The following is a 19,527-nucleotide window of genomic DNA, read 5'->3' as shown; positions in this document are numbered from 1 at the left end:
AAATATATCTGATTTCCCTTGATTTAATTTATATATTTAAAATAGATTTCACATGTGCTGAATAATAAAATTTTTCTAGATAAACACGTGCACGTGCATGCAAATATTGATTAGAAATAAGTTGCTGAACGAGAGGGGCAAGCAAGTTTTGCAGTTCATTTTGCACTAAACTTTCTTCAATATTTAAGTCACGAAGTAATAAATCAAAAGAGCGTTCCTGATTACGGATGTACCAAGTATAAATACCATCATGTATTTGTTGCTTTAGATAATCTGTTTGTCTTAAATGATCCCAAATTTCATGACCTAAATTTATTGTTTGTGGTAAATCTTGTATTTCAATGTAGTTTTTAATTACAGAAACAGGTAAATCTTTAATTTTATGCCATAAATTTGCTTGAAAATGATAAAGTTTTTGATCATCAAAATGTTGATTTAAAACATGTTCACTCATTTGGCTGAGTTTTAAAATGTTTTTTTGCAAATAGTTTTGAATTGTCTGATCTAAGTTAGAATCTGTGACAGTTTCTAGAACTGATTTCCCCATTTTCATAAATTTAGAAACACCAGGAACATGTTTAACCATAACTGAATTATCTAAATAATCTTGAATTGAATGCTGAATTAATTGTGTAATCATTGCAGAAAAAGCAGGATTATTGACGATAGTTTTAATTAAGTGTTGACGGTGTTCACTTTTACTTGAGACATATTGCGCAATTTTATCAACGGCTAAAACAGGGATAAGATCCGAAATTTTAGTTGTTTCATTTAAATCGTGTACAAGAGCAAAATGAATATGCTCAACGAGTTGCTGAAGGAAGAAATCACTTAAAGATGTTGCTAAAATTTGTTGTTGTAATAGCTGATTAATTTGTTCGAATGTCCAAATATCTTGTAGTGTTTGTTTGCGAAACCATTGATAAAAACAAACAAACTCAGTTTTAATATTGTTTGTATTAGACAATTCTTGATCTAGAAAATTTAAGTGAGCTTCTATGAGCTGCTCAATCATATCTACTTTCAACATATCAGCTCGACTTTAATTTAAAGGTATTAGTTTATCAGCAAGTGGATTTTTTAGGTTTTGTGTTTTGGCTAGAAATGGTAAATAAGATTGAGCAACTAAATTTTCAGCTTCTAAAATTGGCATATGACCAACATTATTTAAAATAATAGGAGTTTCGGCTCTTTTAATAAGCTGTTGTAATTCAGTTGCTACTTCATAGTTAATAATTTGATCTTGTTTGCCCCATAAAATTAAAGTAGGCGCTTCTACAGAACGAGCTAAACGAGCAAAAGTTTCAGGTGTGTAAATTTGATTGAGTTTGATGACTTGATCAATTAACTGTGTAGTCTGAAATGCCTGTGAGATTAATAAATTTTCTTGAGCAATTTTAATGTTTGATGGAATAGGTGGTGGAGATTGCATTAATTTTGAAAGGATTTGATCTAAATCGCCCGGTTTAGTAATGACTAAAGATTTTAATTGCGCTGGATTTAGTGCATAAGATGTTTTTGCATCTTTATAAATACCAGCACTACTTAATAAAAATAAACTTTGGGTATCAAATGGATATTGAGAAGCATAGTAGGTCGCAATAGAGCCTCCTAGAGAATGTCCTGCAATATTTAAATTATTTTCAATATGTAGTGCTTCTATAAATTGTCGAAGTTCAGAAGATACATTTGGAACAGAAATATCAAACTTTTTAGGAATTTGGGCATCAAAATTTGTGGGTAAATCAGGAATAATAACATGATAGTACGGTGTTAAATATTGAGCAACTTTATTCCAGTTGTCACGATTTCCCGCTAATCCATGAAGCAATAAAATAGAAGGCTTCTGAGACAAGCCACCTTCACTATAGTGCCATGTAAGGTCACCAACTTTTAAAGTTTTGTTTTGTAATCCAGCTGATTGTCTTTCGTGTTCGATAAAATTTTGAATAACTGAAAAATTAGTTGATGAAGCATCGATACTTTTATCAATCGCTTGAAGAGATGAGGAAAGCAATAAAGCAAGTCCAAAACATAATGTTTTGCCAAAAACACTAAGTCTTCGAGTGAATGAATACATATTTTGCTTTCCCGATTACCTTAAATTCATTTTGATCTAAAGTCTAAATTTATTAAAAAAAACTTAGTCTCTGATTCAAATGTTATTGATTCTATTCTAAATATTTTATTTGACTTGTCACTAAGTCTTTTTATGTTGTATTTAAACACAAATATATATTTTGTGAATTATATCACAATATTTTGAGTTGTTTTCAATACTTTTAGTTTGGTAAAAAGAGATAAACCTTAATTTATTTGCAAGTGACATTCGATTAGACAGAGATTAAAATATTCAGACTTCAAATCATGGTGAATAAAATGCTTACAGCAGAAGAAGCTTTAGAACGTTTAAAAAATGGAAATCAACGTTTTGTAAATGGTCAGACGAATCATCCAAAGCTTTTAACTCATGCTCAACGTGCAGAAATGGCAGAAAGCCAAGAACCGTTTGCAATTGTTTTGGGCTGTTCAGATTCTCGTGTACCAGCTGAAATGGTATTCGATCAAGGTTTGGGAGATTTATTTGTTATTCGTGTAGCAGGAAATATTGTTGCGCCATCTCAAGTTGGCAGTGTTGAATTTGCGGCTGAAAGTTTTGGTTGCCCTATAGTAGTTGTTCTTGGGCATACACATTGTGGTGCGATTCATTCAACTATTAGTGCATTAATGAATCCTACACAACCATCATCTGCAAATTTAATGTCTATTGTAAATCGCGTAAGACCTTCGGTTGAAATTTTAATGCAAACTGAATTAAAAGATGATTTAGATAAATTATCTAAGCATGCTGTGCGTTCAAATGTATTTGCATCTGTGAATCAATTACGACATGGTTCTGCTGTTTTGGAAAACTTAATTGCGCAAGGTAAACTACAAATTGTAGGTGCAGAATATTCACTTGAAACAGGTGAAGTACAATTCTACGATTTTTAATTAAAAATTGAAGTATAAAGCCAGCAAAATTGCTGGCTTTTTTGTATTTAGGGGCTTTAAAGCTAAATTTGGCATGTGATTTGCTCTAAATATTGAATTACTAGTTTAGTTTGGGGAAATTGTGTGAAAAATCTTAATTTAAAAGTCGCGATATTGATGCTTATGATATCAAGTGGTACATATGCAAATATTGATACAGCTGAATTGACGGTAGATCAATTGCATAAATTAATCATTGAAAATAAAACGACTTTTAAAGAAACAATGCAAGATTATTTAAATGCGATTGCTAAAAATGATCAGAAGGGAGCGCATCTTAATAGTATTATTGTCATTAATCCAGAAGCATTAATTGCAGCTGAGCAAGCAGATTTAGAATATAAAAAAATAGGAAAATTAAAGCCATTACAGGGTGTGCCTGTATTATTAAAAGATAATGTAGATACTGAAAATTTATTAACTACAGGTGGCTCTATTAGCTTAAAAAATAATATTACAACAGAAAATGCATTTATTGCTCAAAAGCTGAAAGATGCTGGAGCAATTGTTATTGCTAAAACTAATTTACATGAGTTTGCAGTTTGGGGTGAAACAAAAAGTTCAATGCAAGGGCAAACACATAATCCTTATGATTTAACCAGAACACCAGGGGGGTCTAGTGGTGGTACTGGTGCGAGTGTTGCAGCAAATTTCGGTATTATTGGTATTGGAACAGATACTATTAATTCAATTCGATCACCTGCGTCAGCAAATAGTTTAGTAGGACTCCGACCAACGATTGGTTTGGTGAGTCGATCAGGTATTATTCCATATTCATTTACACAAGATACCGCAGGTCCAATTACAAGAACGGTTACAGATGCTGCGAGAACGTTAAATGTTATTGTAGGATATGATCCGACAGATTCTATAACAAGTTTAGCTAATAATTATTCCGTAGATTACACTCAATCATTGAAATTAAATGGATTGGAAAATAAAAGAATAGGAGTTCTAAATAGCTTTTTTGGAAAAGAAGATATTCATAAAACAACAAATGATGTTGTAAACCAAGCAATTTTACAAATGGAAAAGAGTGGGGCAACGATTATTCAGATAGATGAGCCAATTAATGCAGATGCTCTAGTGAGAGATACAAGTGTTCATTTATATGATTTGGATGAAGATTTAAGTACATATTTAATAAGTCATCCAAAACAAAAACCAATTGGTAATTTAGCTAACTTAATTCAATCAGGAGAGTTTGATGATGGAATTAAAGCAAATATTGAAAAAGCAGTGACTTTAAAAAAAGATTCAGAAGAATATAAGAAGCGCTTAATAGCGAGAGAAAAATTGCAAAAAGATGTTGAAAAATTGATGAAAAATAATCAGTTGGATGCTTTGGTTTTTCCTCATCAAAAACGCTTAGTTGTACCAATTGGTGAAACTCAAATTGAACGTAATGGTGTATTGGGTTCAGTAACGGGATTCCCTTCAATTGTAGTTCCTGCAGGATTTAGCCCAAAAACAGAAACAGCACCGATTGGAGTTCCTGTTGGTATTGAAATATTTGGATTGCCTTTAAGTGAACCGCAATTATTAGAAATAGCATATTCATTTGAACAGCAGTACCCAATGCGAAAAAAACCTACTTTAAAGTAAGGCTCATATCTATATAGAGCTTAGTTTATAAAATCAAAGGTGCCTATAAAGCACTGTTGATATATGGATAAGTATTATTTAGTAAAATAGGTTGTGCTTTTGCATTAGGATGAATTTGATCTTGTTGCATTAAAGATTTATTTCCAGCTACACCATCTAAAAAGAACGGCTGTAGTTTTACTTTATATTGTTGGCTTACTGTTTTATATGTATTTTCAAAAGCTTTACTGTATGCTGTGCCCAGATTCGGTGGAATTTTCATTCCTAAAAGAATAACAGTCGCTTTACTTTTTTGGCTTTGCTGTATTAATTGCGCTAAATTTTTTTGAATCATTTGAGGCGGTTGACCTCTCAAACCATCATTTCCTCCCAGTTCAATGACAACAATATCGGGTTGATGGGTTTGTAATAATTTTGGTAGACGAGCAAGGGCGCCACTTGTTGTTTCACCACTTGCACTTGCATTGACCACTTTATGTTGTTTGGGATACTGTTGGTTTAGTTTATTTTGTAGAAGATTCACCCAACCTTGTTGTTTTTGAATCCCATAACCAGCACTTAAACTATCACCTAAAATCATGATAGTTTTAGCTGAAGCAAGCATTGGCAAAAAACCTATGCTGAATAAAAGACAACACACGAATTTTATTTTAATGAGATTGCTTTTTTGCATAAGGATGCTATGACCACATTTAATGACGATAACTTAATCATGCCACAAGCAATAATTTCTGCACAGCAATTGACACAAAAGATTCCACTTGCACATAAAGAATTAGTTATTTTTGAAAATTTGAATTTAGAAATTCAAGCAGGTGATCAAGTTGCGATTACTGGGCGTTCTGGTTCAGGGAAGTCTACATTATTGGGGATTTTAGCAACATTAGATCAACCTAGTGGTGGGCAGTTAGCAGTCTGTGGTGAAGCTGTACATGATTTAGGTGAAGAGCAAAGAGCACTTATTCGCTTAAAATATATTGGATTTGTATTTCAATCTTTTCAGTTACTTCCACATTTAAGTGCTTTAGAAAATGTCATGCTTCCTTTACGGTTGCAGCAAAATTTCCAATATAAAAATGCTGAAAAAGCAGCAATTGAGTTATTAATAAAAGTTGGCTTAGAAAGACAAATTCATCAAACGCCCAAAGTTTTATCGGGTGGTGAGCAGCAACGTGTTGCAATTGCACGTGCTTTGATTAGCCAGCCGCAAATTATTTTTGCAGATGAACCTACTGGAAATTTAGATGGTGAAACAGCAAAAGAAATTGAACAATTATTATTTCAGCTTAATCGTGAATTGGGAACAACTTTAGTTTTGGTGACACATGATCAGCAGTTAGCAAAACAATGTCATCGTCATTTTGAATTGCTCAATGGTCAGCTCATTGAGCATCCACAAGGAGGATGAAGTGAATCATTTATTTCGTCCGATCTTTACACAAAGCTTTAAAACAACAGGCATTTATTTACTCATTATTGCTTTAACACTTGCAATTAGTGCAACGACTGCATTGAAATTTAGTAATGAACAAATTAAGCAAGCTGTTGCGTTGCAAGCTTCTGAAATGTTAGCAGCAGATCTGGTATTAAATGATAATCAACCTATTGATTCATCTTGGGAAAATAGAGCTAAAAAAGCATCATTACAGCAATCTAAAGTTACTGTATTTGGCTCTATGGCACATACAGATGAAAACTTTGTAATGGTGAATGTCAAAGCAGTTGATCAAGCGTTTCCATTACGTGGGCAAATGACAGTAAATCCGCAGCAATCTTCTGTGAAAAAGGGAGATGTTTGGTTAAGTCAGCGTGCAATGGATTTGTTGCATGTAAAGGTGGGAGATACCATCCATATCGCTGATGGAAAATTTAAAGTTGCTGCTGTAATTGAGCAAGATTCAAATCAAGAATTAGGTTTTTCTGCTTTTTCTCCGACCGTTTTAATTTCTCAAGATGATGTCGCTGCTACGAATGCAATTCAAGTGGGAAGTCGTATTGAATATAGATTATTACTTGCGGGTGAAGCAGATCAAATCAAAAAATATGAGCGAGCATTTAAGCAATATATTAAGGATCATCCTCCAACAGCTCAAGTTGAAGGGCAAGATATTGAAGAGCAAAGTAGTTTAAAAATAAGAAATGCAAGTCAAGGTAATACACGGTTAATGAAACCTGTATCTAATTTAGATACATTCTTGCAATTGGCAAATATTCTCACCATTTTATTGTGTGGTATTGCAATTGCTTTAACTGCGCAAAGATATGTACAACAAAACCAAGATCATATTGCACTGCTACGTTGTATTGGTGCCAAAAAATCCAATATTTTGATGGCATATTTAGTATTGTTAGCTGTTGTTTTAGTTATTTCAATGTTGATTGGTTCAGTTATTGGTGTTGGTTTGGGTTATGCCTTATTGCAATTGATGTTGCAGTTAATCCCTCATTTACAGCTTCAATTTTCAGCAATGGCTTTGCTTTTAGGGCCATTACCAATTGCAATGCTCACCAGCACATTGGTATTACTTGGTTTTGTATTGCCAAGTCTATTGCAACTTTTAAATACGCCACCAATTCGTGTGATTCGTCAACAAGAAAAGTCAGTAAGCTCATGGCTTTGGATGTTGCTTACAGGAACTTTAAGTCTTGTGGTTTTTAGTGTGGTATTGACTGAAAATTTAACTTTAAGCGTATTGGTGATTGGTTCAATTATCCTGTTATGTACTGCTTTATATGCTGTAATTTGGGTAATTTTAAAAGCAATCAGAGCGAGTAAATCTCGATTATCTACGTATATTCGCGTGCCATATCAAACAGCATTTCAAATTACGGCTTTGGCATTGGGACTAAGTCTAATTACGGTATTAATGGTATTACGCACAGACTTAATGGATCGTTGGCAACAACAACTTCCAGCGCAAACACCAAATCAATTTGTGTATGGGCTTCCACCATTTGATATGCCTGAATTTAAAGCGCAAATTGCACAACAAGGTTGGAAAAGTACGCCTTTATATCCAAATGTAAAGGGGCGATTAATTGCGAAAAATGATCAACCATTTTCAGAGCAATTGGTGAAGGAAAACAATTCATTACGCCGTGAATTAAATCTTACACAAGCGAATGGATATCCTGAAAATAATCAAATTGTAGAAGGGCGTTCGCAGTTTAATGCATTGAATGAAGTTTCTGTTGAAGCTAAAACGGCAAAAGAACTTGGTATTAAGGTTGGAGATAAGCTTAGTTTTAGTTTGCCTGAAGGAGTGCTTCATGCAACGGTAATTAATCTAAGAACAGTAGAATGGGAAAGTTTTAGCCCCAATTTCTTTTTTATCTTTTCACCTGAAACAATGGATGAAAATGCGGGAAGTTATTTAGGTAGTTTTTATGTGCCTGAGCAAAGTAAGGCAAAACTGATTCCTATTATTCAGCAGTTTTCGAATACTGTATTTATTGATGTTAGTTTAATTTTAGATGAAATTAAAAATTTAGTACGTGTACTGATTCAAATTATTAGCTTACTGGCATTGCTTGTTAGTGTTTCTGGTATTTTGGTCCTCATTGCTTGCTTAAATTTATTAATGGATGAGCGAAAAAGAGAAGTTGCTTTGTTGCGTTCTTTTGGAGGTTCGAAGCGCCAATTAAAAAATATGTTAACTCTTGAAATTGGTTTTATGGGCTTTATTGCAGGAATTGTCTCTTGTATTTTTGCTGAAGTAGTTAGTGCTATTGCGAGTTCACGTATGGATTTGGTCATGCAATTACATTGGGAAATTTGGTTGATTTTACCTTTAAGCATGACCATATTGTGTATGTTAATTGGACGTTATCGTCTGGGATACTTAAGTCATATTCCACCATTAAAGAGCTTAAGAGAGATGAATCAGTCTTGATTCATCTTTTTAAAAGCCCATTTAGAGGTTTTAGTCGTCTGACATCATCCATTGAACCAATTCTTGCCAAAGTGGTTGAAGTTCAATAATTTGATTTTGGCAATATTGATAGAAAAAGTAACATGTGATTATTCCTGTAATAATACCAATTACTTTGAATATAAAAGGAAGTTTTACTTTTTCGCCAATATACCAAATCAGCGTTAAGATAATTCCCATGATAATGCCGCCAACATGAGCGGCATTATTAATTCCACTAATAGTAAAGCCAATAGCAAGGTTTAAGCCCATTACAATCACAAGTGTTTTACGATCAAGGAAAAAATGTTGGTTAGGGAGCTGAGGAAGCAGTGCTAAAACAGTTAAAGCTGCACCTAAACCCATTACTGCACCTGAAGCACCAGCGCCAACACTAGGTAGTAAATGTTGCTCGACCTGCCCTAAATAAAGAATTTCATAGCTGTCTTGAATGGCAAGATAGCCACTGAGTAAACTTCCCATTAAGCCAGCAAGAATATAAAGAAAAATAAAATAAATTCGACCAAAAAGTTGTTCAGCTATGCTACCAAAAAGATAAAGTGCCCACATGTTTAGCATGAGATGAACAAAACCAAAATGGAAAAACATGCTAGTAAATAAGCGTTGTGGTTCTTCTAAAAATGTTAAAGGTGCAAAATCGGCACCCCATCGAATGGCATCTTGAGTGCTAGGAGAACTAATATCCATACCATTTAAAACTTGCCAGAAAAATAATCCAACATTAATCGCGATTAGAATGGCAGTCATCCACCATAGCTGTAGATCAAATTTAGATTTTACAAAAGTGGGTGTTGAATTCGTCATAATTGGGCTGATTAGATATTTATGTTAAAAAATTAAAGGAAAATGCTTTTTTTCTTGCCGTGTAAATTTTAACATGAGCAGGCAAAAATTAATTAAGGGTCAGTCTCCCATATGAAGGCTTTTATTGTTCGTGTCTTATTAATACTTGTTAGTTTATTCCTTTTGGTTCAAATCTGGATATTTGCAAGTTTAGCATGGTGGCGGACGCATCCTGTAGATACGACAATGTTTATGCGTATTGCTTACTATTCAGATCGATCTCAGCCTATTCAACATGAATGGCTCGATTATGATCAAATTAGTGATAATTTGAAAAAAGCGGTGGTTGCTGCTGAAGATGGAAAATTTTTACAGCATAAAGGCTTTGATTGGGCTGGAATGCAATTTGCTTTAGAGCGAAATAAAGATAAAGGAAAAGTCGTTGCAGGCGGATCTACCATTTCACAGCAATTAGCAAAAAACTTATTTTTATATAATAAGCGTTCATTTATTCGTAAAGGTGAGGAAGCCATCGCGACATGGATGATGGAGCGTATGTGGTCTAAACAACGAATTTTAGAGGTTTATTTAAATTCAGTTGAGTTTGGTAATCATATTTATGGTGCAGAAGCTGCCGCTCGATATTATTTCGGTAAATCTGCAAAAAGCTTAACGCGTGAACAAGCCTCATTTTTAGCAGCTATTTTGACGAATCCTAAATATTATCAGAATAATAGAAATGATCGACGCTTAAATTATAAAAAGCGTATGATTCAAAAATATATGCGTTATAGCCATATTCCAAATTAAAAAAGATAAAAAGCTCATTAAATTGAGCTTTTTTTATGAAATTTAAATAAATTTAAAGCATACTTAAAGTCATAAGGAATTTTTCATAGGTGAAATATGAATACGGCAATTAGTACACTTCCAACACAAACGGAATATACCTATAACGATCGTTATATTAATCGTGAATTATCAATTTTAAATTTCCATTTGCGTGTATTAGAACAAGCCGTAGATCCATTACATCCTGTTCTTGAAAGGATGAACTTCTTACTTATTTTTTCTAGAAATTTAGATGAGTTTTTTGAAATTCGCGTTGCTGGGGTTATGGAGCAATTAGGTCTTGGAAATGAAAGTCGTACACCTGATGGATTAACACCAAAACAAATTTTAGAAAAAATTTCAAAGAAAGCACATATTGCAATTGAACGACAATATCGAATTTTGAATGAACAAATATTGCCGAAGTTACGAGAAGAGGATATTTGTTTTTTAAGACGTGGGGAGCTTACTCCTGCACAATCTGTTTGGGTAAAAAAATATTTTCAAGAACAAGTTGCACCTGTACTTACACCAATTAGTTTAGATCCTGCACATCCATTTCCTAGACTTGCCAACAAAAGTTTAAACTTTATTGTGACTTTGGAAGGTAAAGATGCATTTGGACGTCAAATAGATTTAGCAGTCGTTCCTGCACCACGTTCTTTACCACGTGTTGTACGTTTACCAGATGAGTTAACAGATGGTAAAGAGCATCATGTGATGTTATCTGCCATTATTCATGAGCATGTGTCAGATTTATTCCCTGGAATGAAAGCAACAGGTTGTTATCAATTCCGCGTTACACGTAATGCAGATTTAGCATTAAATGAAGATGTGGAAGATTTAGCAAAAGCGTTGAAAGGTGAGTTGAGTTCGCGACGTTTTGGGCGAGCTGTACGTTTAGAAGTAACAGAAAATTGTCCTGAACATATTTATAAATATCTATTAGATGAATTTGAGTTAGATGAAGATCAGCTTTATAAGGTGAATGGTCCTGTAAATCTTGCACGATTACTGTCAAATTTTAAGCGACCTCATTTACGTTATGATGCACATATTCCTGTTATTCCGAAAGTATTGAAAAAGTCTGAAAATATTTTTAGTGCGATGAAGAAGCAGGATATTTTATTGCATCATCCATTTGAATCTTTTGCACCTGTTATTAATCTATTACGTGAAGCTGCAAGAGATCCGCAAGTTTTAGCCATTAAGCAAACTTTATATCGTAGTGGACCAGATTCTGAAATTGTTCAAGTTTTGGCTGAAGCTGCACGAAATGGTAAAGAAGTTACAGCTGTCATTGAACTTCGTGCACGTTTTGATGAAGAATCAAATATTGAAGTGGCGAACGTATTGCAAGAAGCAGGCGCTGTTGTTGTTTATGGTATTGTTGGCTATAAAACACATGCAAAAATGATTTTGGTTGTACGCCGTGAAAATAATAAGTTAGTGCGTTATGTGCATTTGGGAACAGGAAATTATCATGCAGGTAATGCACGTATTTACACAGACTATGGTTTATTAACGACTGAAAAAGATTTGTGTGAAGATGTGCATCGTATTTTCCAAGAGCTTACTGGTATGGGTAAAATGGCGAAATTGAAGAAACTTCTTCATGCTCCATTTACTTTACATGCACAGCTTATTAACTTCATTGATGAAGAAATTGCAAATGCAAAAGCTGGAAAATTAGCAAGAATTATTGTGAAAGTGAATGCTTTAACTGAAGTTCAGTTAATTAATAAATTATATGAAGCATCACAGGCTGGTGTGCAAATTGATTTAATTATTCGCTCAATTTGTTGCTTGCGTCCAGGTTTACCTGGTTTATCTGAAAATATTCGCGTGAGATCAATCGTTGGAAGATTCTTAGAGCATACACGTGTATATTATTTTAGCAATAATGGCGATGCTCGTATTTATTGTTCAAGTGCGGATTGGATGGATCGTAATTTATTTAATCGAGTTGAAGCTTGTTTCCCAATTGAAGATATTGCTTTGAAAAAACGTATTTATCAGCAAGGTTTAGTTAATTATTTAGAAGATAATCAACAGGCTTGGTTGTTGAAAGGTGATGGTACGTGGGTTCGTGCAGAGGTTGATGAGGGTCAGAAGCCACATAATGCTCAACGTATTTTATTGAGTACGATTACCTGATATAAAGTAAAAAAAGGAGTCTTTTTAGGCTCCTTTTTTGTTTATTGCTTAAGCTTTTTTTGTGATTTTTTGCAAAATTTGCAATAGAACATCAAATTCACTTTGAAGAGGTGTGCTTTTACGTGTAACTAAAGCTAAAGTGCGATTTGGTGCTGCCTCAATAGGCTTAACAACTAAATCTGGATTTGCTTTAATCATATTGGTATGAAGTGCAATTTCTGGTAATAGAGTAAAACCAAGATTTGCAGAAACCATCTCAACCAATGTTGGAAGTGAACTTGCTTTTAAACGATGATCATTTTTACGTTCACCAATTGGGCAAGCACTAAGTGTATGATCACGTAAGCAGTGACCTTCTTCCAATAACATTAAACGTGAAAGATCTAATTGATCTAATGAGTTTGCTTTCATTGCAATTGGATCAGCTTTATGGCAAACCAAGAATAAATTTTCTTTTTCGATTTCTGCAACTTTTAAGCCACGCGTATCGAATGGTAATGCAAGAACAATCATATCTAGGTTGCCGTGCTCAAGGCGCTCTACGATTTTCTCGCTTTGAGCCTCATGCAAATGCAATTGAATTTTAGGTAATTGTTTATGCACTTCATCTAAGAGTTGAGCCAAAATAAAAGGCGCAATTGTTGGAATGATACCTAAATGTAAATCACCTGTAAGGGGTTCACTCATTTCACGGCTTAAGCGCATCAAGTCTTGAGCATCCGCTAAAAGAACACGGGCCCGTGCAACAACTTGCTCACCTAGTGGAGTTAAGCGTACGTTTTGGCGATCACGTTCAACGAGTACGCCACCCAAAAGTCGCTCCAATTCCATGATACCGCCAGACAAAGTTGACTGGGTTACAAAAGATCGGCGAGCTGCTTCGGTGAAATGCAGCGTTTCAGACAGTGTTACTAAATATGACAGCTGTCTTAGGGATGGTAATGCAGCCATAGTGTCCTAATATTTATGATGTAAAATGATGTGCAAAAAGTCCGCTAAGATATGGAACAAATTGCGGTGGGATATCATGCCCCATTCCTTCAATTAATTCAAATTTAGCGCCCGGTATTGCTTTCGCAACAGCTTTACCATGTCCAGGTGGTAACAAGCGATCACATGCCCCATGAACAACAAGAGTGGGGTGATGAATCTGCTTATCTAATTGTAGCAGAGAACCTGTACATAATATTGCTAAAAATTGTTGAAGTACACCTTTTGGATAGTAGCTCCGCTCATATAGTTTTTTAGCAGTTTGCATAGTTTCCAAAGGATTTACCAAACCTGGTGACCCAATGGTTTGGAATACTTTTAACGTATGGTCAATAATAGCATTTTCATCTCTAGATTTGGGTTTTCCAATTAAACTAAAGAGTTGTTTGGGTCTTGGAATAGGTAAAAAAGGTTGAATATTACTTGTAAATAATAAGCCTAAACTTTGAACTTTAGTTGGATATTGTGCAGCAAGAATTTGTGCAATCATTCCGCCCATGGAAGCGCCAATTACATGAACTTTTTCTAAGCTCAAAGCATCAATCATGAGTGCACAGTCTTCAGCCATATCATATAGAGTATATGGTGCACCTTCATTTTTAAGACCTAATGTAAAGCGACCCATCATTTTAATGGCATTAAGTTTAGGTCCATCATGTTTAATTTTACTTGATAATCCAATGTCTCGATTATCAAAACGGATAACACGATAACCTTGATCTATAAGAGATTTACAAAAAAAATCAGGCCAAAAAAGCACTTGAGCACCTAAACCCATAATTAACAAAATTGTAGGGTCTGTACTTTTACCGCCTATTTCAACATGCAGTTCTATACCATTAGAAAGAGTAATCCGTGTCTCTTGCATAAATGGTGTATAAGGAGAATCCTTAAACTTTAAGGCACTATTCATTTTAATGTCTCTAAAAAAGGACGGTATTAGCGTCCTTTCTATTAAAACCTTAATTCTTAATAGGAATCAAGTCTGGAACTTGTTTTGTTAATGTAAGTCTTTGTTTGTTGGCAGTAGAACCAAGTAGGACAAAGCCACGTAAAGTATGGTTTGCATCAATCGCTTTTGCAATCATGCCATCTTCTAATTCTTCTGTTTCCCAATTGACTTCTATTTCAGTAGGAACGGGTAATACAGTAAGAGGGGACGATGGTGTTTTAACAGCCACAGGCATTGCTGGATAATGAACGTGAGTTATCTCGCCATTCAACGTTTTTGCTAAAGCACGAGCTTGTTGCATGATTGGCATGACATATGGAAGGAGCATACCATTCACTTCTGCACAATCACCAACTGCATAAATATGAGGTTGATTTGTTTCTAATAGGCTATTGGTGATAATACCACGACCAGTATTAATGTTAGCTGTTTTAGCTAAAGTGATATTTGCTTGTAAACCAATTGCCGATAATACAACATCTGCATGAAGAGACTGACCATTAGCTAAAGAAATAACATAGTCATTGTTTGAAGTTTTTGTAATTTTTTCTACAGTTGTACCAAGTTCAAACATAATACCTGTATTGGATAGGTTTTGTTTAAATTGATGTGCTACATGAGCTGGTAGCAAGCGTCCGAGAGGTTGTTCAGCTAAATCTATAACAGAAACTTGATGATCTGTATTTTTTAAGTCATTTGCAAACTCACAACCAATGAGTCCTGCACCTAAAATAACAACTCGTTTTTCTTGTTTGGCATCTAATTGTAGACGGAAAGCTTGATAATCAGATAAGTTATTTACAACATGAATATCATTATTCGCATCACCATCAAGAGCTAAACGAATAGGTGTTGCACCTAATGCCAATACAAGTTTTGAATATACTTGAGTTGATTGTCCGTCAGCATTTTCTAATGTAAGCGTTTGGTTTACTGAATCAATGGCTTTTACCCAAGTATTACTTTTAATCTGCATATTGAGCTGTGAGCTCATTTTAGTCGCATCGCCTAAGGCAATTTGTTCAGGTGCTTTTTTTCCTGTTAATGCATTAGATAAAGTTGGTTTTGCATAATTTATCGCATCATCTGCACAAATCATGACAAGTTCTTGTTCCGCATTTAATTTACGAAATTCTCGAGCGACTGTATAACCCGCCATGCCAGAACCAATGATGACGATAGGATGCATGTGTATTTCTCCGTATAAATTTTTTAAAACATAAAAAAGACCATATAGGATGGTCTTTTATAAAAATTAGATTTCTACCATTTCAAAATCATCTTTCGTTACGCCACAGTCAGGGCAAGTCCAGTCATCTGGAATATCTTCCCATTTTGTTCCAGCAACGATGCCATCTTGTGGCCAACCTTCCGCCTCATCATAAATCCATCCACAAACGATGCATTGATATTTTTTCATTGAACACTCCAAAAAGCTGATCTAAGGCTGATCGGCAAAATAAAATTAGATAAGACTCTAGAGATACGAGGGACGTATTAGCTAAGTTAAATTTTTACGCAGTTGCCTATGTAAAGTAAAGTAAATATCAGCGTTTTATTCTATTAAATGATGCATAAAATTCGATTAAGATTAAATTGTAACAAAATTTAGTCATATTGCTAAAAATGATAGATCTAAGTTTTCTTAGAAATTGAAATAAGATCTAGAACCATAAACTAAAGGAAGAGTGTATGTGGTCTTAGAATAAGGGGATAGAATCTAAGAAATATATTTTTGTACTAAATAAAATTAAGACAATAAAAAACCCACTTCGCAATGAGTGGGTTTTTTAAGAATTTGGCTCTTCCACCTGGGCTCGAACCAGGGACCTGCGGATTAACAGTCCGTCGCTCTACCGACTGAGCTATGGAAGAATGGCTCTCCAACCTGGGCTCGAACCAGGGACCTGCGGATTAACAGTCCGTCGCTCTACCGACTGAGCTATTGGAGAATCTGAAGCGCATTTTAGGGATGAAATCAGAACTGGTCAAGCAAAAATACAAGAAAAGATAACCAAATGTTTTTTTATTAGCCAATTTCTAAAAAAATGTTTATATATTGATTGATTTTGACTAATTTATAAAAGAGAAATATAAAAAATGAAAATTTATTAAATGATTGAAAAATAATAATTAGATAGTTTTTATGCTTTAAAGCTAGGATGAAGTGATGAGTAGAACACTTGAAATAGATCAAATTTTACTATTCATGACGATTCAAATATAAAAAAACCATCCGATAAGGATGGTTCTTTTGAGATAAAATAAAATCGTTAGATCTTATTTTTCAACGCCAGCAGCAAGACCTGCATATTTAGCGTTTGCATAATCCCAGTTCACAAGGCTTTCTAAGAAAGTTGTGATGTATTTAGGACGAGCATTACGGAAGTCGATGTAGTAAGCGTGTTCCCATACGTCAATTGTTAATACAGCAACTTTGCCATGAGCAAGTGGAGTATCAGCATTTGAAGTTTTAAGAATAGAAAGGTTACCATTTACTTTGTCAGCAACTAACCAAGCCCAACCTGAACCGAATTGAGTTGTTGCAGCAGCAGCAAACTCTTCAGCAAATTTTTCATAAGAACCAAATGCTTCATCAATTTTAGCAGCTAAAGCACCAGTTGCTTTACCGCCACCATTTTTAGCCATACAGTTCCAATAGAAAGTGTGGTTCCAAACTTGAGCAGCATTGTTGAAAATACCTGCTTTAGATGCATCACCAGCTGAAGCTTTAATGATTTCTTCTAAAGTTTTATCTTCAAGATCTGTGCCTTTAATCAAGTTGTTCAAGTTAACCACGTAAGTGTTGTGGTGCTTGTCATGATGGAACTCTAAAGTTTCTTTGCTGATATGTGGAGCTAAATCTTCGTAGCCGTAAGGTAAAGCGGGTAAAGTAATCGCTGTCATGATTTCAATTCCTTGCATTTTGCTGGGTTATGACATTTAAGTGACCTTATTGTAATAGATTCTTGAGCTAAATTGGGCATTAGTTGCAAATAACAATACAGAATAAAGCTTGAATTTATTGAGATAAGGCCTGTTTTAAAGTACTTGAAAATAATACATTAAATAGGATTATTTAATTCAAAATAGCATGTTTCAATATCAAATTGTTCAGAAATGGCTTTTGCTAAGCGTTGCACACCATATTTTTCAGTTGCATGATGTCCGCACGCATAATAGTGGACATTTAATTCTTTTGCTTCGTAAAAAGTACGTTCACTGACTTCACCAGAAATAAATGCATCGCAGTTTTGTTCAGCAGCTTTTGCAATAAAATCTTGTGCAGCACCTGTGCAATAACCAATTTTATGAATTTCTTTTTTATTTGCAGCTAAATGAATTGTATTAAAGCCTAAGCGTGATGTTAAAAAATCTTTAAATTCTTCAGGTGACATAGGCTGCTTTAAAAAGCCAATATTTCCAATGGGATGTTTTTCAGCTGGATCAAGCGCTTCAATATTTTCCAATTCTAATAGATCAGCAATCGCTGCATTATTTCCTAGGCGTGGATGAGAGTCTAATGGCAGATGATAACCAACTAAAGAAATATCATTTTGTATTAATGCTTTTATGCGTTTGCCACGCATCCCTATAATTGGGTAGGGTTCACCTTTCCAAAAATAGCCATGATGAACTAAAAGTAAGTCTGCATTTTGGGAAATAGCTGCATCTATGGCATCTTGTGAGGCTGTTACAGCGCAAAGAATTTTATTCACTTCAAGTTTACCTTCAATTTGTAAACCATTTGGTGCATAATCCTTAAACTCATGAGATTTTAGGGTTTGATTACACCATAAGATAATTTCATTGAGATTGGCCATAGATTTCCTGAAAAGTTGAATTAAATTATATAAAACATATCTTAATTGTAACCAAAGCGAGACAAATTTCTTGGTTTTTTTTGTGATTCATTGTTTATTTCCATTTAAAATAACTTATAAATCATTTACTCATCAACGAAGTAAAATCTTTTTATTAGAGGTATAAATCGTGCGTAGGACCTTTACATGGTTGCCTTGGATTCTCTTAATTATTGTGATTATTGGTTTTATTGGCTGGCAACAAATAACCAAGCCAAAAGCACCAATTTCAGCAGATGGAGTTAAATTACCTGCTGAAAAGGTAGAGCCGTTAATTGATACTACGCGTACTGGTGGAGTCGTGTCCTATCATGCAGCAGTTAAAGTTGCAGCTCCTGCTGTTGTAAATATTTATACCACCCAAAGTATTCAAAAAGTTAAACATCCACTGTTTAATGATCCAGCATTTAGAGAGTTTTTTGGTGATCAATTACCTGATCAATTCGGACAAGGACCAGATCAAAATAGTTTAGGTTCAGGTGTAATTGTACGTCCAGATGGGTATATTTTAACTAATAATCATGTGATTGCTCAGGCAGATAAAATCATTGTTGCATTAAATGATGGTCGTAAAGCAGAAGCTAAAGTGATTGGGACAGACCCAGATACTGATTTAGCTGTGATTAAAATTGATTTAGATAAATTACCTGTATTGCCATTTAAATTAAGTGGTAATGAAGTTGGTGACGTTGTTTTAGCGATTGGTAATCCATTTGGCGTTGGGCAAACTGTGACACAAGGAATTATTTCTGCAACAGGCCGATCTGATTTAAGTATTAGTACATATGAAGATTTTATTCAGACTGATGCTGCTATCAACCCTGGTAACTCAGGTGGAGCCTTAATTGACGTTGCAGGAAATTTAATTGGTGTAAATACTGCGATTTTCTCTCAATCTGGTGGTTCAATGGGCATTGGTTTTGCAATTTCTGCAAAAGTTTGTCAACAAGTGTTGAATTCTATTTTAAGAGATGGTCGTGTTGTTCGTGGATGGTTAGGTATTGGATTACAATCTATAAAACAAGATAATTTCTTATCTTCAAAAGAAGGTGTAGAGGTTGCTTATGTAGAGCCTGAAGCACCAGCAGATCAAGCAGGAATTAAAAAAGGTGATATTATTTTAAAAGTGGGAAATGAAAAAATTACCTCTTCATCTCACTTAAGAAATTATGTTGCTCAACAAGCCCCAAATAGTAATATTGATATTACGGTCAAACGTGGTAATGAAAAATTAGTACTCAATGTCGTGATTGGTGAATTAAAAAAGCAGAATGTAGATGCAAATAAGCAATATATTCCGTTACCAAGATAATGTTTTAGATCATTATTGAATTTTCATAAAACCCCAAATTTGGGGTTTTATTTTATGAAAAATAAAGGA

General features: G+C 34.4%; 17 protein-coding genes and 2 tRNA genes. 7 read left to right on the top strand and 12 right to left on the bottom strand.

Translation table 11 applies throughout. The annotated features are described in order from the left end of the window. Positions 1–28: 28 nt before the first annotated feature. Positions 29–1,030: a hypothetical protein gene (locus tag AOY20_RS14315; RefSeq protein WP_054579981.1), complete on the bottom strand. Its 1,002-nt coding sequence runs from the start codon at positions 1,028–1,030 to the stop codon at positions 29–31. Positions 1,031–1,042: 12 nt separating this feature from the next. Continuing rightward, the gene (locus AOY20_RS14310) at positions 1,043–2,080 is read right to left on the bottom strand and encodes an alpha/beta fold hydrolase (RefSeq protein ID WP_054579980.1); all 1,038 of its coding nucleotides are present in this window, start codon (positions 2,078–2,080) and stop codon (positions 1,043–1,045) included. Positions 2,081–2,379: 299 nt separating this feature from the next. On the opposite strand from AOY20_RS14310, the gene AOY20_RS14305 reads away from it, so the two are divergent. Then, on the top strand, positions 2,380–2,994 hold the full coding sequence (locus AOY20_RS14305; RefSeq protein WP_054579979.1) for a carbonic anhydrase: 615 nt from the start codon (positions 2,380–2,382) through the stop codon (positions 2,992–2,994). Positions 2,995–3,117: 123 nt separating this feature from the next. Then, on the top strand, positions 3,118–4,638 hold the full coding sequence (locus tag AOY20_RS14300; protein WP_227510342.1) for an amidase family protein: 1,521 nt from the start codon (positions 3,118–3,120) through the stop codon (positions 4,636–4,638). Positions 4,639–4,681: 43 nt separating this feature from the next. Here the strand turns inward: AOY20_RS14300 and AOY20_RS14295 are convergent, their stop codons facing one another. Next, positions 4,682–5,311, bottom strand: coding sequence for an arylesterase (locus AOY20_RS14295; RefSeq protein ID WP_054579978.1), 630 nt, complete (start codon positions 5,309–5,311; stop codon positions 4,682–4,684). 9 nt (positions 5,312–5,320) lie between these two features. On the opposite strand from AOY20_RS14295, the gene AOY20_RS14290 reads away from it, so the two are divergent. Both AOY20_RS14290 and AOY20_RS14285 read left to right on the top strand, forming a co-directional pair. Then, complete coding sequence (locus AOY20_RS14290; RefSeq protein ID WP_054582499.1) at positions 5,321–6,046, top strand: ABC transporter ATP-binding protein; 726 nt, start codon at positions 5,321–5,323, stop codon at positions 6,044–6,046. A 1-nt stretch (position 6,047) separates the two neighbouring features. Continuing rightward, entirely contained in the window at positions 6,048–8,531 is a 2,484-nt protein-coding gene (locus AOY20_RS14285) for an ABC transporter permease (RefSeq protein ID WP_054579977.1), read from the top strand. A gap of 30 nt (positions 8,532–8,561) precedes the next feature. Here the strand turns inward: AOY20_RS14285 and AOY20_RS14280 are convergent, their stop codons facing one another. Then, complete coding sequence (locus AOY20_RS14280) at positions 8,562–9,374, bottom strand: rhomboid family intramembrane serine protease (RefSeq protein WP_054579976.1); 813 nt, start codon at positions 9,372–9,374, stop codon at positions 8,562–8,564. Between the two features lie 111 nt (positions 9,375–9,485). Here AOY20_RS14280 and mtgA point away from each other — a divergent pair, with 111 nt between their 5' ends. Both mtgA and ppk1 read left to right on the top strand, forming a co-directional pair. Further along, positions 9,486–10,163 (top strand): monofunctional biosynthetic peptidoglycan transglycosylase, encoded by a 678-nt coding sequence (mtgA, locus tag AOY20_RS14275; RefSeq protein ID WP_054579975.1) that lies wholly within the window; start codon positions 9,486–9,488, stop codon positions 10,161–10,163. 96 nt (positions 10,164–10,259) lie between these two features. Further along, positions 10,260–12,341 (top strand): polyphosphate kinase 1, encoded by a 2,082-nt coding sequence (ppk1, locus tag AOY20_RS14270; RefSeq protein WP_054579974.1) that lies wholly within the window; start codon positions 10,260–10,262, stop codon positions 12,339–12,341. Between the two features lie 48 nt (positions 12,342–12,389). Here the strand turns inward: ppk1 and oxyR are convergent, their stop codons facing one another. From oxyR to AOY20_RS14230, 8 genes are all read right to left on the bottom strand, one after another. Then, positions 12,390–13,292: a LysR family transcriptional regulator OxyR gene (gene oxyR / locus AOY20_RS14265; RefSeq protein ID WP_054579973.1), complete on the bottom strand. Its 903-nt coding sequence runs from the start codon at positions 13,290–13,292 to the stop codon at positions 12,390–12,392. Positions 13,293–13,305: 13 nt separating this feature from the next. Then, positions 13,306–14,244, bottom strand: a complete 939-nt coding sequence (locus tag AOY20_RS14260) for an alpha/beta fold hydrolase (protein WP_054582491.1) — start codon at positions 14,242–14,244, stop codon at positions 13,306–13,308. Positions 14,245–14,293: 49 nt separating this feature from the next. Beyond that, entirely contained in the window at positions 14,294–15,472 is a 1,179-nt protein-coding gene (locus AOY20_RS14255; RefSeq protein ID WP_054582490.1) for an NAD(P)/FAD-dependent oxidoreductase, read from the bottom strand. A gap of 66 nt (positions 15,473–15,538) precedes the next feature. Further along, positions 15,539–15,703, bottom strand: coding sequence for a rubredoxin RubA (gene rubA / locus AOY20_RS14250; RefSeq protein WP_054582489.1), 165 nt, complete (start codon positions 15,701–15,703; stop codon positions 15,539–15,541). A gap of 379 nt (positions 15,704–16,082) precedes the next feature. Then, positions 16,083–16,158: transfer RNA gene (locus AOY20_RS14245), tRNA-Asn, on the bottom strand. 1 nt (position 16,159) lies between these two features. Continuing rightward, positions 16,160–16,235 (bottom strand) — tRNA-Asn (locus AOY20_RS14240). A gap of 328 nt (positions 16,236–16,563) precedes the next feature. After that, a complete protein-coding gene (locus AOY20_RS14235) occupies positions 16,564–17,190 on the bottom strand; it encodes a superoxide dismutase (RefSeq protein ID WP_054582488.1) in 627 nt (208 codons plus the stop codon). A gap of 158 nt (positions 17,191–17,348) precedes the next feature. Continuing rightward, on the bottom strand, positions 17,349–18,107 hold the full coding sequence (locus tag AOY20_RS14230) for a Nif3-like dinuclear metal center hexameric protein (protein WP_054582487.1): 759 nt from the start codon (positions 18,105–18,107) through the stop codon (positions 17,349–17,351). A gap of 169 nt (positions 18,108–18,276) precedes the next feature. On the opposite strand from AOY20_RS14230, the gene AOY20_RS14225 reads away from it, so the two are divergent. Further along, the gene (locus AOY20_RS14225) at positions 18,277–19,458 is read left to right on the top strand and encodes a S1C family serine protease (protein ID WP_054582486.1); all 1,182 of its coding nucleotides are present in this window, start codon (positions 18,277–18,279) and stop codon (positions 19,456–19,458) included. Positions 19,459–19,527 lie beyond the last annotated feature (69 nt).

The organism is Acinetobacter equi, assembly GCF_001307195.1.
GTDB lineage: Bacteria > Pseudomonadota > Gammaproteobacteria > Pseudomonadales > Moraxellaceae > Acinetobacter > Acinetobacter equi.
Note: the sequence above shows the minus strand (reverse complement) of the source record. Positions and strands in the feature narration are given on the sequence as shown.